We start from the raw sequence: 15674 nt of genomic DNA on the forward strand, positions 1-15674 counted from the left end.
AGGTGATTACCTGCTTTTTTTTTAATACGTACGTTTCTTATAAATACCTTTCCCACCAACTTGGTTCCATCCGGATTGTACATCCAAACTTTTGTTAACAAACTTCATTTTTTCTTTTCCGCCAAAGAGTTTTTCACCGATGCTATTTGAAATGACACCAATCAATGCTGTTATTCCGATGATGAGGGCAGCAACAGTAACAAAATCAATAAAAAAAGCAATCATTTGCAAATTCCCCCTTTGCCTGTCTGTATTTTTATTGTATGAGATAAAAGATAAAAAAGAAAGAAATGTCAGAAAAATATTCGGTTTACTTTAGAAATCGTGTAGACAGGAGGGAGAATGTTTGTTAAAATAAGAACAAATGTTCCTTTCGATTCTCATTTATATAGTCTTACATTTCTTAATTGATTTATCAAGAAAAAGTAAGAAAACGTTCTCTTTTTTTAGGTGAAATTATAGATAAATAACTATATATTATATGAAAAATCAATGGGAAGTGAGTATTAAAAGGTTTGAAGGTCATTGTTAAAGTACAGCTAAAGTGAGCGTAATCATGTTACATAGCAGTGGAATACGCGGAAGAGTTTTCTCAACTAGTAGGAAATTTACTGTATATTTCTTGCAAAATCTATTGTATAATGATTATAGAAGTTACTTATTAAAAGTAATTGTTGTTTATTATAAGTTGTTGCTTACATGAAATGCGATTTTTGTACTTTGTTATAAGACAAGTTATCGCGAAAAATTACTGAAGTTAGAATTTTAAACTGTAATTAGTACAGAATTTGTACTCTTTAAGGAGAGTGAGCTTTGTATGGTAACATTATATAGTTCTCCAAGCTGTACGTCTTGTAGAAAGGCGAAATTATGGCTAGAGGAAAATCATATTCCTTATACAGAACGTAATATTTTCTCAGATCCATTAACGATTGAGGAAATTAAAGAGATTTTACGTATGACAGAAAGCGGAACAGATGAGATTATTTCTACTCGTTCGAAAGTTTTCCAAGAATTAAATGTAAACTTAGAGTCTTTACCACTTCAAGATTTATATAAGATGATTCGTGACTATCCAGGGATTTTACGTCGTCCAATTATGATTGACGAGAAGCGTCTTCAAGTAGGTTACAATGAAGATGAAATCCGTCGTTTCTTACCACGTACAGTAAGAACGTTCCAATTACGTGAAGCACAACGTCTTGTAAATTAATTATAATAATATGAAAACCTTCTACCTATTATATAGTAGAAGGTTTTTTTTATTGTTTCACATTTCGTATGCGAACTTGTTGAACGATAATACCGATGCATAGAACAGTGAAAATGAACAAGAAAGGAATGCTTGTAGTGAAACTTGGGTTGTTATGAAAAAAGGTTGCAAGTCTGTCTTCGTGTGTAATCATCTTTCCAGCTGTATAGGCGAGTATCGCTGCTCCGCAATAAATGAGAAGTGGAAAGCGTTCCATAAGGATTAAAATAAGTTTGCTGCCCCAAATAATAATCGGAATAGAAATGAGTAACCCGATTATGACGAGTAATAATCTTCCGTGAGCTGCACCTGCAATAGCGATGACATTGTCAAACCCCATAACGAGATCCGCGAATACAATTGTACGCACAGCTTGGAATAAAGTTGTTTTCCCTTGAATAGAAGAAAGATCGTTGCTATTATCAGTTAATAAATTTACTGCAATGAATGTAAGTAAAACGCCGCCGATAAGCTGTAAAAATGGAATGTCGAGTAAGTAGACAGCTATTATTGTAAGAAGAATTCGTAGCACAATTGCTAAAAGAGTACCGATCAAAATGGCTTTATTTCGTTTTGCTTCAGGTAAATTCCGGCTAGCTAATGCAATGACAATTGCATTGTCACCACCTAATACAACATCAATACCGACAATCATTAGTACAGATGTTAAAAACTCTAAGTCCATTCGTCTGCCTCCATTTATGATGTTTTAATAAGCGAAATATATGTATGTGATGAAGAAAGTGGGAACTAAATAATCTCCTCTAATAGAAGTTTCACTTTATTACAGTGTACGGGGGAATATAGAAATGTATGTCCAAATTTTTCGTGTGTAAAGAATTGTCATAATGATATATTTATGTAGACAATCGAATAAAGATAGGCATATAACTATTTTTGTAAAATAAATCGATTTTATTTCCCTTCTGGAGAATCTTATCATAAAATGAGAGTACAAGAATCTATTGATTTGTCATATGAGTGGGGGATCCCTTCATAACAATTCTAAACAGGAAGGGAGAGTTGTATTTTGGAAATTGAAAGAATTAACGATCATACAATGAAGTTTTTTATTACGTACATTGATATAGAGGACAGAGGGTTTAATCGTGAAGAAATTTGGTATGACCGCGAACGTAGTGAAGAGCTCTTTTGGGAGATGATGGACGAAGCTCGTGATCATGATGACTTCTTTATTGATGGACCGTTATGGATTCAAGTGCAAGCAGTCGATAAAGGGATTGAAGTACTTGTCACGAAAGCCGAGCTCTCAAAGGATGGACAAAAGCTAGAGCTACCGATAGGTGTAGACAAAATTATAGACATTCCTTTAGATGAGGGTATCGAGTCATTATTCCAGCAAGAATTAGTGGAAGAGGTAGAAGAACAAACAGGAACAAACTTTAATGAAGATGGTACGTTTGGCTTTTTAATTAAGTTTAATGATTTTGAAGATGTTATTTCATTAAGTCATCGTCTTATCTTTGAAGATATAAAAGATGAGCTGTATTCATTTGATGACCGCTATTATGTATATGTGGAATTCGATGAAGTGCTACATGATGAAGAAGAAATTGATCGTATTTTAAGTATTATTTTAGAATATGGAGAAGAATCAACTTTAACAATTCATCGTGTGAGTGAGTATGGGAAACAAATTGTGAAAGAGCGTGCGCTTGAAACAATTCGCAATAATTTTCCTGCTAAAACGTAGGCCGATTTCTGTAGTATGAAATCGGCTTTTTATATGAAGAATAGGAAAGCTTTCTTAGTAAGGAGGTAAGAGATGAAAAATACGTTAAAGTTGATTTTCTTTGTTCTACTATTGTTCGCATTATTTGTTTCGTTACGTATGTTTATTGATGTAGCATTTTATTCGGATGTAATTGGGATAAAAGATGTTTCGATTTTAGGTATTATTAGTATTTTATTTACGGTATCTGCATTTTTAATTGGCTGCGTTATTTTCTTAGAAAACCGTCATCCGTCTAAAACACTTACATGGCTCATTGTGTTAGGTATTTTTCCGGTATTTGGATTCTTCGCTTATTTATTATTTGGACAAAACTTTCGGAGAAAGAGAATGTTCCAAAAGAAGGCGTTACTGGATGAACAGGCGTTTTTACAATATAAGGGACATGAAGATTATGAAGAACGGATGTTACGTAATCATAAGCATCAAGAGCTGTTATTTCGTTTAGCGGACCGCTTAGGTGCTTTAAATATTTCATTTCAAACGGAAACGAGAACATTAACAAATGGGGATGAAACGTTTCAGGCCATTTTAGATGGATTAAAACGAGCGAAACACCACATTCATATGGAATATTACATTGTGCGTGATGATAAGCTTGGAACAGAAATTAAAGATATTTTAATACAAAAATCAAAAGAAGGCGTAGTCGTTCGGTTTTTATATGATGCGGTTGGAAGTTTTAGGTTATCGAATTCGTATATTGAAGAATTAAATGACGCAGGTGTCGAAATGATTCCGTTCTTTCCTGTGCGCTTTCCAATTTTAAACGATAAGATTAATTATCGAAACCACCGGAAAATTGTTGTTATTGATGGAAATGAAGGGTTTGTAGGTGGGTTAAATATTGGAGATGAATATTTAGGGAAGGATAAATATTTCGGTTTTTGGCGAGACACACATTTATATTTGCGTGGTGAGGCTGTTCAAAGTTTACAGCTTATTTTCCTTCAAGATTGGTTTTATATGACTGGTGAGGCAGTGCTGGCTCCAGAATATTTACAGGCAAAAGAAGTTGAAGGTGATCATTGGGGCGGAGTTCAGCTAATTGCAGGTGGACCAGATAATAAATGGGAAACGATTAAACATTTATATTTTGCAATGATCTCTTCTGCTCGGAAATCTATTTGGATTGCAACACCGTATTTCATTCCGGATGATGATATTTTATCTGCATTAAAGGTAGCGGCACTTGCTGGTATTGATGTTCGTTTATTAATGCCGAGTAAGCCTGATAAGCGCACTGTCTTTTATGCATCAAGATCATATTTCCCTGAGCTTTTAGATGCAGGAGTAAAGATATATGAATACGAAAAAGGTTTTCTTCATAGTAAAGTTGTCATCGTTGATTCTGATTTAGCTTCAATTGGGACAGCAAATATGGATATGAGAAGTTTTCATTTGAACTTTGAAGTGAATGCCTTTTTATATGATACAGATAGCATTCGAAAACTCGTTCAAGACTTTAAAGATGATTTAGAAGAATCAAGTGAAATTCATGTCGATCGTTTTCATAAAAGACGTCTTCATAGACGAATTGTTGAATCGACATATCGATTATTATCACCTTTATTATAAAAAGAGATGTCCGAAATTGGGACATCTCTTTTTTAAAAGGGATTTGTAATAAATTGTAGAATATAAGGAGCTGAAAGGGTGTGATTATAATGTTTATCGCTAAAAGAGAAAACGGAGAGAAAATTCATCTACTCTATAATCGAAATGAAGAGCTTTTACAACGTATGCGTAAAAGGGAGCGTTTCTTTTGTATAGCTTGTGGAAAGGAAGTACAAATGAAATTAGGGAAACAAAAAAGTTGGCATTTTGCTCATAAGAAAGTGGAGTCATGCCTTGCTTTTTATGAAGCAGAATCTATATATCATATGCACGGTAAAGAATTGCTATATAGATGGTTGAAACGTCAAAATTTCCATGTGGATATAGAGCGTTACCTTCCAAAAATCCAGCAAAGACCAGATATTTTCGTAGAGAGAGCAGGTAGGGAAATTGCGATTGAATATCAATGCGCCAATCTCTCCATAGAACAACTTTCTAAACGAACATACTCGTATTGGCAAGCGGGCATTCAGGTCATCTGGATCATTGGTGGAAATCAATTAAAAAAGCAAGCTGCATATTGGATGAAATTTTCCTCACTTCTGGCTTTCTCCTTACAATCTTATCCTCAGCCATTTCTTATTTTCTTCTGTCCGAAACAAAAATCATTTATGAAATGTGCCTTTATCACTCCGTTTTCTACAAACGTCTCTTTCTCACATATTATGTATTTACCAAACGATACAACTACTTTTGAATTACTCTTTTCCCCTGTTCCTTTCCGGAAAGAAATATTAGGACAGGAATGGAAGAAGCGAAAGGACTACTTTCGGCAAAATGCCCTGTCTATTTGGAATTATAATCATAAGTCACTATTACGCCTCTTATATCAATTTAAATGTACTCCAGCGAGCTTTCCTTCTGAAATTGGTGTGCCACTCCCGTCTTCATTTGCTTTTCAAACAAATCCATTTACATGGCAAGCTTTTCTATACATGAAGTGTATAGAAAAGCTTGCGGTAGGGAATTGCATTTCCCTTCAATATGTGTGTAGTTATGTAAAAAAATATACGAAAAGGCGCTTACTTCCGTACTTTTCACAACATATATGGAAAGTAGCGGTTACTGAATATATGACTTTTTTATGTTTTGTAGGCGTGTTGCGTAAAGTAGGAACTTATACGTACCGAAAAATGAGGAATATAGTTATGTTACAGACGGAGGAGGAAGTTAGGAAATATGATGAGATTTGCCTAACTTATGCGCTATCTCTATTTGAGACAAAGTTCAACATGGGAGAAGAAAAAGGGGATATAATAAAGAATGAACGTGAAGGAATTACATAAGAAAAACAGAATTGTACTTAAGTAGAGATATTTAAAGGAGGGCTTACAGAATGTCTGAACAAAATAAAGCAAAAACATTACCAGATCGCAATGAGATTGAAGAAGCAAGTACGTGGCGATTAGAAGATATTTTCCAAACAGATGCAGAATGGGAAAAAGAATTTCAAGCGATTAAAGAGTTACTACCGCAGTTAACTGAATTTAAAGGGAAGCTTGGTGACTCTGCGAACAACTTACTTGAGGCACTGCAATATGAAGATGAAATTTCAATGCGACTAGGTAAGCTATATACATATGCTCATATGCGTTACGATCAAGATACAACAAACTCTGTGTATCAAGCTTTAAATGATCGTGCGACGAATTTATATTCACAAGTATCTAGTAGCACAGCGTATATCGTACCTGAAATTTTATCTATTTCAGAAGATACACTACAAGCATTTTTAAAAGAAAATAGAGACTTAAGTGTATATGAACATGCATTAGAAGAAATTACACGTCAACGTCCACACGTATTATCTGAGGCTGAGGAAGCTTTATTAGCGGAAGCATCTGAAGTAATGAGTTCATCAAGTAATACATTTGGTATGTTGAATAATGCGGATTTGAAATTCCCGTCTATTAAAGGCGAGGACGGAGAAGAAATAGAAATTACGCATGGTCGTTACATTCAGTTTTTAGAAAGTGATGATCGTCGTGTTCGCGAAGATGCATTCAAAGCTGTATTTGAAACGTATGGGAAATTTAAGAACACATTTGCAAGTACGTTAAGCGGAGCAGTGAAACGTAATAATTTCAATGCACGTATTCGTAAATATGACTCTGCTCGCCAAGCTGCATTGAGCAATAATAATATTCCTGAAGCAGTTTACGATCAACTCGTTGAAACGGTAAATGATCACTTACATTTATTGCACCGTTACATCGATATTCGAAAGCGTGCGCTAGGACTTGATGAACTTCATATGTACGATTTATATACACCACTTGTACAAGAAGTGAAAATGAATGTGAAATATGAAGAAGCACAAGACATGTTATTAAAATCTTTAAACGTACTTGGTGATGAGTATGTTGAAATTTTGAAAGAAGCATATGAAAATCGCTGGGTAGATGTGTATGAGAATAAAGGAAAACGAAGCGGAGCATATTCATCTGGTGCATACGGAACAAATCCTTATATTTTAATGAACTGGCATGATAATGTAAATAATTTATTTACACTTGCTCATGAGTTTGGTCATTCTGTGCATAGTTATTACACAAGAAAGACACAGCCGCACGTATACGGTGATTATTCAATCTTCGTTGCAGAGGTAGCGTCAACTTGTAATGAAGCGCTTCTAAATGATTATTTATTAAAAACGACAGAAGATAAAAAAGAGCGCCTATATTTATTAAATCATTATTTAGAAGGATTCCGTGGTACTGTATTCCGTCAAACGATGTTCGCAGAGTTTGAGCATATTATTCATAAGAAAGTACAAGAAGGACATGCTGTTACGCCAGATATGTTAACGGAGATCTACTACGATTTAAATAAGAAATATTTCGGTGACGCTTTAGTAATCGACGAAGAAATTGGGTTAGAATGGTCTCGCATTCCGCACTTCTACTACAACTATTACGTATATCAATACGCAACAGGATTTAGTGCAGCAACGGCTCTATCTAAACAGATTTTAGAAGAAGGGCAACCAGCGGTAGAACGTTACATTAATGAATTCTTAAAAGCAGGAAGCTCTGATTATCCAATTGAAGTGCTGAAAAAAGCAGGAGTTGATATGGCATCTCCTGAACCAGTGAAAGAGGCACTACAAGTATTTGAAGAGAAATTAAATGAATTAGAAGCGTTATTATTTGAAGAAAAGTAATGAGAAAAGACGAGGGATTTTATCCTCGTCTTTTTTGTTTAAAAATACAATTTGTCGATATTTGTCGAAATAAAAATCGGTTTTCCTTACTATTTCTAAATTTGAAGACAGTTTTATAGTTAATTTTTGAATTCAAAATCCTTTAAATCGTTTTCTATGGTTGAAATAAGAGAGAGCGATGACGATGACTCCGAATAAAAGAGGAAAGGCGATAATTTTAGGAAAAGCTTGTAATAGAGAGAGAATGTACAAGAAAAAAGAAACAAGGACACATGAAAAAATTAGTAAAATATAGGATTTCTTTATGAAAAACACCTCCTAAAGGGCTTTTATATAGCTTATTCAAAAATGAAAACGTTTAGAATGTGACAAAAGTGTGAAATTCGACAAAAGGGGTTGTCATCTGACGTCGAATCTTGTAATATAATAAGCGTGAACGAATTCACATACAAACATATACCCCTTTGTTTGAACGTGAAAATTTCTCCCATCCCCTTTAATATTTTTATAAGCCGTAAAGAAAAAGACCTGGTGTTTACACCAGGTCTTTTTCTATTGCTATCCATTTCCAATAACGCTCACATTTTACGTCAATCATTTGTACTTTGCGTTTCAGTTGTAATTTTTTTAGTTCGCGCTCGATCTCTTGTTGCGAGCAGTCATATATAAATGCTACTTCTTTTGAAGATATAAATTGCGTTGCTTCTAGTAACATTTCTAAAGGCGGTAATGGTTCTGGCTCGATTTCACATTTTACGAGCTCTTTTAATAATTGTACGTATACATCATAGGAATAAGTTCCAGCGATTTTAATACCTTCTTCATCTGAGTTCGCATGAAAAAAGACGAGGGAAGGTATTTCTGTAATATGCATTTCATTTGTGAATTTTAAGTCACATTGGAAAGCTTTTTTTGCGCTGGCGGAATGTAGATCTTTTTTAAATTCTTCTACATCAATATTGCTATCTTTTGCACATGCAAGCAATAATTCGCAGTCAGGGTTTGATACATTTTCAAGGAAAATGTATTCTTGGAGTTTTCGCAAAAACTTCGAACCTGCTTTTCGGCCTTGTAACTCCGCTGCCTTAATTGCCATCGAAACTAAATATGGTGTTGATGATGCCTCTTGCATATGTACTTTTCCATCACATGAAAAACCTTGTAAACTTGTCGTCTTTTCCCACACAAATCGAATATTAGCAGGTTTATTCCATTTGTGTGAGGAAGCGTTCGTTCCGTCCACTTTTCCAGTTACAATATGACGAATAGAGAAGTATTTCCCGTATTCAAGCCATAGTTTAATAATAAAGGGTTCAATTTCCCAGCAATCTTTACAAAGTGGATCAATAAATAAATATGCTTCTACAGACTTATGCTCACATGCGGAAGGAGATGGCATATTGATATGCTTTGCTTCCTGTTTATCCATTATATTTCACCTGTTTCGTTTGGAGTATTAACCATATGCTGAGCAGTTAATGCTAAACGTTCAAAAACGAACTCTCTTATATGACCGTGCACTCCTGTGTCATCCATTGCTTGCTCCATACATGATAGCCAAGCCTCTGCTCGTTTTGGCGTAATCTCAAACGGAAGATGGCGTGCTCTTAACATAGGATGACCATGTTCTTCAGTGTACAAATTAGGACCACCTAAATATTGTGTTAAAAATTGTTTTTGCTTCCTAGCTGTTTCTGTTAAATCATCCGGGAAGATGGGAGATAAGTCAGGGTGTTTACTGACATAGGAATAAAATGTGTCTACTAATATTGCAATGCATTGTTCACCGCCAATTGCTTCAAATGGTGTCATCGGTTGCTTGCTCATCCTTTATAAACTCCTTTTTCCATGAAATGTATATCTATTGTAGCAATGGAATGTTCGAGAGGGCAAATAAACAGCCTTCCTAACATTCTTTGCTTCTTCTACAGGTGTAAATGAACCTTTTACTTTTTAAGAAGTGAGATGTATCCACTAGTAGAACGGATTCACTAGTGGAATTTTCACTTTAGCGTGCTTTGTTTTGTTTGGCAAGGAAAAAGCGTTTTACTTTGTTATTTGTATGGCGAACTGGTACGTTATGCTGTGTTAACAAATGAATAAATGCAGCTTTTCCTGTTTCTTCGTCTTGCACTTCATATTCAATTTCATAATCATCGTGATTGTAATAGGAACTATGATCAAAGACAAGCGTTCCGCCTTCAAATAATGTTTCAGCTCTTTCAGTTGTTAAACTGCCCATATAAGTTAAAGCGGAAACAGGAATTTGTAATTTGTGTAGTTGGTCTACTACAGCACCTTGAATGATTGTGTTTGTTTCCATCATCATTTTTGCTTCGGCCTCGGTTACAACTTGATGCGTTTCTAACAAGCCGATTTCTGCAGGTTGTTTTAACGTTAATGTATAAGTTTCCCCTTTATGACGAATACGAAGTGCAGAACCAGCTTCTTTTAATGAAAAGTCGGGCGTTTCAAAGTAGTGATTCACTTGTTTCGTGAAAGCTTCAATAGAAAAAGATTTGCATAATGATTGGAATTCTTCTTCTGTAACGATATTTTTAAATTCAATTTCAATTTCTTGTGTCATTGTATGCGCTCCTTTTGAAAAATAATTCTTTACACATTATCGCTTTTTCACAAATTTGGTTCAATGTTTTATTTGTTTGCGTCCATGTTATGATACAATAATACTGTTAAGTAAGACAGGAAGTTGAGATGGAGGAGTTCGAGCATGCAAAATAAAATTCAAGTAAAGAGCGTAGAAATGAGAGAGAATGCGCTTATTTTTTGTGCGGAAAATACTGAAATAGAGGTAAAGGAGTTAAGTGCGCGTAATCACGTACTTGTAGACTCAGACAATTTATCATTTTTATATATCTTAGAAAACGAATCATCTTTCATATATGTAAGTATTCCGCATACATGCTGGGAAGCAATGCGTGAAGCAATGAATAAAGATACAGCGATGTTTATTCAAGTGAATGATGTTGAAATGGAATTAGAAGGTTTAAAAGAAGAAGTAGAATATTTAGTTGAAAATATTGAAGGTAATGCAAATTACGGAGAAGAACTAGTAACTGCTGTAGAAAAAGTATTTCTATAAGCAAATGGATTGATTTTGGTGGTGGTTGAAATGAATCGAAATTGGGAAGAATTTTTAGCACCTTACCATCAAGCGGTGGCAGAGCTGAAAGTGAAACTAAAAGGAATGCGTACTCAATTTGCAATGTTAACAGAGCATTCTCCAATTGAGTTTGTAACAGGAAGGGTAAAGTCGGTTGCAAGTATCATTGATAAAGCGGAGAAGAGAAATGTACCGCTAGACCGGCTCAGAGAAGATATGCAGGATATCGCGGGCCTTCGAATGATGTGTCAATTTGTTGATGAGATTAAGCCTGTTGTAGAATATCTCCGAAAACGAAATGACTTTGAAATCGTGGAAGAGCGTGATTATGTTACGCAAAAGAAAGATAGCGGTTATCGCTCTTATCACGTTGTTATTAGTTATCCTGTTCAAACGATTCAAGGGGAACAAAAAGTATTGGTAGAAATCCAAATACGCACGCTAGCAATGAACTTTTGGGCAACGATTGAGCATTCTTTGAATTATAAATATAGTGGGCGTTTTCCTGAAGATATTAAAATACGCTTGCAACGTGCAGCGGAAGCGGCGTTTTTATTGGATGAAGAAATGTCTTCTATTCGTCTTGAAATTCAAGAAGCACAAAAGGCTTTTTCAAGAAAGCAAGAAACGAAAGATTCCGAATCATAAACTAAAGGGTGTTGGCGATGAAATTTACAATTATGTCAAAGGGAGATCAATCATCAGATACACTAGCAAGCACGATGAAAGAGTACTTGCTAGATTTTGGATTCATTATGGATGAAAAGGAACCCGATATTGTAATTTCTGTTGGGGGAGATGGAACGCTTTTATATGCGTTTCATCGTTATTATAATCGATTGGATGAAACAGCATTTGTTGGTGTACATACAGGGCATTTAGGTTTCTATGCAGATTGGTTACCGACAGAAGTAGAGAAATTAGTAATTGCGATTGCTAAAACGCCATTCCAAGTGGTGGAATATCCGCTTTTAGAAGTGATTATTCGCTATGTGAATGGAAGTAAAGAGTCACAGTATTTAGCGATGAATGAAGCGACTGTAAAAAGTGCAGAGGGCACATTAGTAACAGAAGTGGAAATACGGGGAGAGTACTTTGAAACATTCCGCGGGGATGGTCTATGTATCTCAACTCCTTCAGGAAGTACTGCCTATAATAAAGCACTTGGCGGTGCAATTATTCACCCTTCTATTGAAGCAATTCAAATTGCAGAAATGGCATCCATTAACAACCGTGTGTTTCGTACTGTAGGCTCGCCGCTTGTATTGCCGAAGCATCATACATGTGTGTTGAAGCCGGCTCCAGGGATGAACTTACAAATTACGGTGGACCATTTAACGATGGTTCATCAAGATGTGAAATCAATCCAGTATCGCGTTGCAAACGAGAAAGTGCGATTTGTTCGTTTCCGCCCGTTCCCATTCTGGAAACGTGTCCGTGACTCGTTTGTTGCAGATAAATAGAAGGGGTTTATATATTGAACAGATTTACATTGAAATGGGATATAGAGTCAGCTGAAGAGGGAACTTTAGTTAGAGAATTTTTGAAAACAAAAGGGATTTCTAAAGCTGCTTTAACGGATATAAAATTTCATGGCGGAGCCATTGAAGTAAATGGTCAATATGCAAGCGTTCGTCATCAACTACAAGCGGGCGAACAATTACGTGTTTTTTTTCCAGTGGAAGAAAGAAGTGAAGGGATGATTGCGGAAGATATCCCACTATGCATTGTATATGAAGATGATGCAGTTCTTGTCATCAATAAAGAAGCGAACATGTCAACGATTCCGTCTAGAGAACATCCAGAGGGAAGTGTTGCTAACGCGCTTTTGTCTTATTATGATAAGCAGCATCTTGCCAGTACGGTGCACATTGTAACAAGGTTGGATCGTGATACGTCAGGACTCATGCTTATTGCAAAAAATCGTTTCGTACATCATCTTTTATCGAAACAACATCAACAAAAAGCTGTGAAACGAACGTATGAAGCAATTGTTCATGGAGAGATGATAAAACGTGAAGGAACGATTGATGCACCGATTGGTAGAAAATCAGATAGCATCATTGAACGAACAGTTTGTGAGGATGGACAGAGGGCAGTTACTCATTTTAGAGTGATTCATAGTTCCTCGCAAAAGACGCATGTATCTCTTGAACTTGAGACAGGAAGAACGCATCAAATCCGCGTGCATATGGCTCATATAGGACATCCGTTACTTGGTGATGACTTATATGGAGGAAGAAGGGATGAAATGAAACGACAAGCACTTCACAGTACATCTTTGGCGTTTTATCATCCTATTTTAGAAAAGGAAATGTCTTTTGCTACGACGATTCCAAGCGATATGCAGCAGTTATTAATGCACGCTTAAAAAGGGACCAAAATTCTTATGTAATGAAGAATTTTGGTCCCTTTTTTCTTAGCGGAATAATATTAAAATTTGATTATCATCCGTACGCTTAATAACGAAAAATCCACTTTCAGCTTTTGTAGCAATGCCGTCATCATTTGGACGACAATATCCATGCGGTTCGCAAGTGCCATCATCACGTACTAACATTTGTCCAATTAATCCGACAGGAAGCCAACCAGAACGGTCTTTTCTTGCTATATATTTGCAAGCTGGATCCCATTCTGTATTTAAAAGTGGTTGTATTTCTTGTGTTTCTGTACGTACATATTGACGCTTTCCAAAGTTATCTGTTTTATAGCGCTTTTGCCAACTTAAAGCACCACTATTTCCTATAATAGCGGGGGTTGCACTAGATATTCCTAAAATGAAAGAATCGTTTGAAGTAGCTATCCGAATTTTTTCTTCGCTACTAAATGTAACGAAATAACCGACATCAATAGCTTTATGGTCCGCTGCTTCAAACATTTGTGCAAAATCCGTTCCGCCTGCATTGTAAGAAGCACCCTCAATGTACATTTCTCCATTATGAGCAAGCCATTTAGCACCGATATTATGATCGGTATCGTTTGTTCCATTTGCAATAAACCAAGAATAGGCTTCTTCGGCCGTGCCGAATCGTCCCATAATATGGCTTCCTGCAAAATGAGCTGTTGATGTATGATTACCTTCCGCATGAGAAGAGAATCCACTAGCGATAGTTGCGGTTCCTTCTGCGTGTGCTGCTTCGCCTAAAGCAATCGTATGTTTACCTTCCGCGTGAGAATAAGAGCCGCCTGCTGTCGTTTCACTTCCTTCACTATGCGAACTATGTCCAGTTGCTTTTGTTTTCGATCCTTCTGCATGGGAGCAAGTTGCTTTTGCGTGTGTAAGAAGTCCTTCTGCATGTGAAACTGTACCCTCTGCATGAGAGTGAAGCCCCTCTGCATGTGAATATCGGCCTTCTTTTTTTACTTTCGTATTTTCAGGTGCAGGAGTCTGAATTATGATCGTTTTTTCTGTTTGTATATTATTTGATGGAGTTAATGCTTCTTTTATTTTTTTTACTTGGTTTATAATATCGGTTGGAATTTCTGGTTGTATTTTTTTATTTATTGCTACAGGAATGTTCTCTTCCGTATTTTCCTGTTTTTCTTCAGAATGCAGTATTTGTTCATCGTGATGAGAGAGATGTTTATTTTTTTGTTGCATCTTTACTTTTCTACGATTGATTATGCGACTCATTACAGCATTTTCTAAAGAGACATATTTTGTTTTAGCTTTGCTCTTTTTTGATGACTCTTGTTCTTCTAGTTCTTCTATAGCTGCAGCTCGAATGCCGCACCAGTTGTTAATTCCATACATGGGCTGATATAAAGGGTGGAATTTTCTTTTTTGTTTAGAAGATTTTTTCTTCATTCTGTCACCTCCTGCGACATTATATGTCGTGCAATTAAAAAAAGATGCACTTTATTGCATCTTTTTTTAATTGCTTTACCTAGATTTATATAGGATACATCTAGAAAATATGATAATCTCTCGTTATTCGTGAATTGTACGAAGTAGAGAGGATTATGAAATTGGGCGGAATTTCTCAGGGACAAAAGGAAGGGAAGAAGGGACAGAAACGGTCTCCATTTCAGGATAACGTAATCCAGTTAGTTTACCTCCAAATACAGCGCCAGTATCGATATTGACTGTATGATTTACAAAACGAGGTTCTTTTACTGGTGTATGTCCATATATAATCCAAGCGTCGCCCTTATATTCTTTCGCCCAGTCGCGACGGACAGGAGAGCCATCATCATGTTTTTCACCTGTAATATCCCCATATAATACAAACGTTTGTACTTTTTTATCTTGCCTTCCGATGTAATCTTTCCGAATGCCAGCGTGACATACAATTAACCTTTTCTCATCGAGCACGTGATATAAAGGGGAATTTTCATAAAGGGTGATGAACTTTTCTTTTATGATTTGCTGTTTTTGAAAAGATAGTGCTTCGTATTCAGCAGCAGTTGTTTCAAGTCCGTGAGCGATTGTCACATTACGTCCGAGGAAAAATCGGTACAGCTTATTACAGTGATTTCCAGGAGCGTAATAAGCCTCTTTTTTATGTATGACAAGTTCCCATACAAGTTCAATCATATGTAATGAATGAGGGCCACGGTCTGTAATATCACCAACGAATGCCAGCTTTCGCTCGTCGGGATGAACTGGCATGCCACTATTCCATTTATATCCTAGTTTCGTCGTTAAGTTTTGAAACTCTTGGAAGCAGCCATGAATGTCACCTATAATGTCATATTTCATATGTAAACCTCCAGCCTATTTTTCATTAGTATAACTAAAAAAGGATAGAGATAAAAATATCGT

The 15674-nt window shown here is 35.9% G+C and carries 16 protein-coding genes; 9 read left to right on the forward strand and 7 right to left on the reverse strand.

Features of this window, described 5'->3' with window-relative positions; translation table 11 throughout:
- Window positions 1–21: 21 nt before the first annotated feature.
- Window positions 22–225: a hypothetical protein gene (locus JDS81_RS14610; RefSeq protein ID WP_000559975.1), complete on the reverse strand. Its 204-nt coding sequence runs from the start codon at window positions 223–225 to the stop codon at window positions 22–24.
- A gap of 592 nt (window positions 226–817) precedes the next feature.
- Between JDS81_RS14610 and spx the strand changes: the two genes are divergently transcribed.
- Window positions 818–1213 (forward strand): transcriptional regulator Spx, encoded by a 396-nt coding sequence (spx, locus tag JDS81_RS14615; protein WP_000258267.1) that lies wholly within the window; start codon window positions 818–820, stop codon window positions 1211–1213.
- Between the two features lie 49 nt (window positions 1214–1262).
- Here spx and JDS81_RS14620 read toward each other — a convergent pair whose 3' ends face one another.
- Window positions 1263–1937, reverse strand: a complete 675-nt coding sequence (locus tag JDS81_RS14620; protein ID WP_000362596.1) for a TerC family protein — start codon at window positions 1935–1937, stop codon at window positions 1263–1265.
- A 345-nt stretch (window positions 1938–2282) separates the two neighbouring features.
- Between JDS81_RS14620 and mecA the strand changes: the two genes are divergently transcribed.
- From mecA to pepF, 4 genes are all read left to right on the forward strand, one after another.
- Window positions 2283–2966: an adaptor protein MecA gene (gene mecA, locus JDS81_RS14625; RefSeq protein WP_000402125.1), complete on the forward strand. Its 684-nt coding sequence runs from the start codon at window positions 2283–2285 to the stop codon at window positions 2964–2966.
- A 72-nt stretch (window positions 2967–3038) separates the two neighbouring features.
- Window positions 3039–4583, forward strand: coding sequence for a cardiolipin synthase (locus JDS81_RS14630; RefSeq protein WP_097953215.1), 1545 nt, complete (start codon window positions 3039–3041; stop codon window positions 4581–4583).
- 80 nt (window positions 4584–4663) lie between these two features.
- A complete protein-coding gene (locus JDS81_RS14635) occupies window positions 4664–5908 on the forward strand; it encodes a competence protein CoiA (protein ID WP_002093814.1) in 1245 nt (414 codons plus the stop codon).
- A gap of 50 nt (window positions 5909–5958) precedes the next feature.
- Window positions 5959–7785: an oligoendopeptidase F gene (gene pepF / locus JDS81_RS14640; protein ID WP_000003362.1), complete on the forward strand. Its 1827-nt coding sequence runs from the start codon at window positions 5959–5961 to the stop codon at window positions 7783–7785.
- A 535-nt stretch (window positions 7786–8320) separates the two neighbouring features.
- On the opposite strand, the gene JDS81_RS14645 is transcribed toward pepF, so the two are convergent.
- From JDS81_RS14645 to JDS81_RS14655, 3 genes are all read right to left on the reverse strand, one after another.
- Complete coding sequence (locus JDS81_RS14645; protein ID WP_000360648.1) at window positions 8321–9214, reverse strand: ClpXP adapter SpxH family protein; 894 nt, start codon at window positions 9212–9214, stop codon at window positions 8321–8323.
- Entirely contained in the window at window positions 9214–9612 is a 399-nt protein-coding gene (locus tag JDS81_RS14650) for a globin domain-containing protein (protein WP_000043381.1), read from the reverse strand. Before JDS81_RS14650 ends, JDS81_RS14645 begins: the two co-directional genes overlap by 1 nt.
- Before the next feature lie 181 nt (window positions 9613–9793).
- On the reverse strand, window positions 9794–10372 hold the full coding sequence (locus tag JDS81_RS14655) for a CYTH domain-containing protein (protein ID WP_097953216.1): 579 nt from the start codon (window positions 10370–10372) through the stop codon (window positions 9794–9796).
- A gap of 144 nt (window positions 10373–10516) precedes the next feature.
- On the opposite strand from JDS81_RS14655, the gene JDS81_RS14660 reads away from it, so the two are divergent.
- Genes JDS81_RS14660 through JDS81_RS14675 form a run of 4 tightly spaced genes read left to right on the forward strand, consistent with a single transcriptional unit; the run spans window position 10517 to window position 13280 of the window.
- Window positions 10517–10888 carry a UPF0738 family protein gene (locus JDS81_RS14660; RefSeq protein WP_001180013.1) on the forward strand — a complete coding sequence of 124 codons (372 nt, stop codon included), beginning with the start codon at window positions 10517–10519 and terminating at the stop codon, window positions 10886–10888.
- Window positions 10889–10918: 30 nt separating this feature from the next.
- Entirely contained in the window at window positions 10919–11557 is a 639-nt protein-coding gene (yjbM, locus tag JDS81_RS14665) for a GTP diphosphokinase (protein ID WP_001081482.1), read from the forward strand.
- A 17-nt stretch (window positions 11558–11574) separates the two neighbouring features.
- Window positions 11575–12372 carry an NAD kinase gene (locus tag JDS81_RS14670; RefSeq protein WP_000673191.1) on the forward strand — a complete coding sequence of 266 codons (798 nt, stop codon included), beginning with the start codon at window positions 11575–11577 and terminating at the stop codon, window positions 12370–12372.
- A gap of 14 nt (window positions 12373–12386) precedes the next feature.
- A complete protein-coding gene (locus JDS81_RS14675) occupies window positions 12387–13280 on the forward strand; it encodes an RluA family pseudouridine synthase (protein WP_001079113.1) in 894 nt (297 codons plus the stop codon).
- Between the two features lie 48 nt (window positions 13281–13328).
- On the opposite strand, the gene JDS81_RS14680 is transcribed toward JDS81_RS14675, so the two are convergent.
- Complete coding sequence (locus JDS81_RS14680; RefSeq protein ID WP_097953217.1) at window positions 13329–14717, reverse strand: peptidase G2 autoproteolytic cleavage domain-containing protein; 1389 nt, start codon at window positions 14715–14717, stop codon at window positions 13329–13331.
- Between the two features lie 153 nt (window positions 14718–14870).
- Window positions 14871–15611 (reverse strand): bis(5'-nucleosyl)-tetraphosphatase PrpE, encoded by a 741-nt coding sequence (prpE, locus tag JDS81_RS14685; RefSeq protein ID WP_000872707.1) that lies wholly within the window; start codon window positions 15609–15611, stop codon window positions 14871–14873.
- Between the last annotated feature and the right edge of the window lie 63 nt (window positions 15612–15674).

Source organism: Bacillus cereus group sp. N31 (assembly GCF_016483245.1).
Taxonomy (GTDB): domain Bacteria; phylum Bacillota; class Bacilli; order Bacillales; family Bacillaceae_G; genus Bacillus_A; species Bacillus_A toyonensis.

What these genes read in the sequence shown, in the direction of transcription:
- JDS81_RS14610 (WP_000559975.1), bottom strand. Translation starts at nt 225, where the DNA reads ATGATTGCTTTTTTTATTGATTTTGTTACTGTTGCTGCCCTCATCATC.
- spx (WP_000258267.1), top strand. Translation starts at nt 818, where the DNA reads ATGGTAACATTATATAGTTCTCCAAGCTGTACGTCTTGTAGAAAGGCG.
- JDS81_RS14620 (WP_000362596.1), bottom strand. Translation starts at nt 1,937, where the DNA reads ATGGACTTAGAGTTTTTAACATCTGTACTAATGATTGTCGGTATTGAT.
- JDS81_RS14630 (WP_097953215.1), top strand. Translation starts at nt 3,039, where the DNA reads ATGAAAAATACGTTAAAGTTGATTTTCTTTGTTCTACTATTGTTCGCA.
- pepF (WP_000003362.1), top strand. Translation starts at nt 5,959, where the DNA reads ATGTCTGAACAAAATAAAGCAAAAACATTACCAGATCGCAATGAGATT.
- JDS81_RS14645 (WP_000360648.1), bottom strand. Translation starts at nt 9,214, where the DNA reads ATGGATAAACAGGAAGCAAAGCATATCAATATGCCATCTCCTTCCGCA.
- JDS81_RS14650 (WP_000043381.1), bottom strand. Translation starts at nt 9,612, where the DNA reads ATGAGCAAGCAACCGATGACACCATTTGAAGCAATTGGCGGTGAACAA.
- JDS81_RS14655 (WP_097953216.1), bottom strand. Translation starts at nt 10,372, where the DNA reads ATGACACAAGAAATTGAAATTGAATTTAAAAATATCGTTACAGAAGAA.
- JDS81_RS14660 (WP_001180013.1), top strand. Translation starts at nt 10,517, where the DNA reads ATGCAAAATAAAATTCAAGTAAAGAGCGTAGAAATGAGAGAGAATGCG.
- yjbM (WP_001081482.1), top strand. Translation starts at nt 10,919, where the DNA reads ATGAATCGAAATTGGGAAGAATTTTTAGCACCTTACCATCAAGCGGTG.
- JDS81_RS14670 (WP_000673191.1), top strand. Translation starts at nt 11,575, where the DNA reads ATGAAATTTACAATTATGTCAAAGGGAGATCAATCATCAGATACACTA.
- JDS81_RS14680 (WP_097953217.1), bottom strand. Translation starts at nt 14,717, where the DNA reads ATGAAGAAAAAATCTTCTAAACAAAAAAGAAAATTCCACCCTTTATAT.
- prpE (WP_000872707.1), bottom strand. Translation starts at nt 15,611, where the DNA reads ATGAAATATGACATTATAGGTGACATTCATGGCTGCTTCCAAGAGTTT.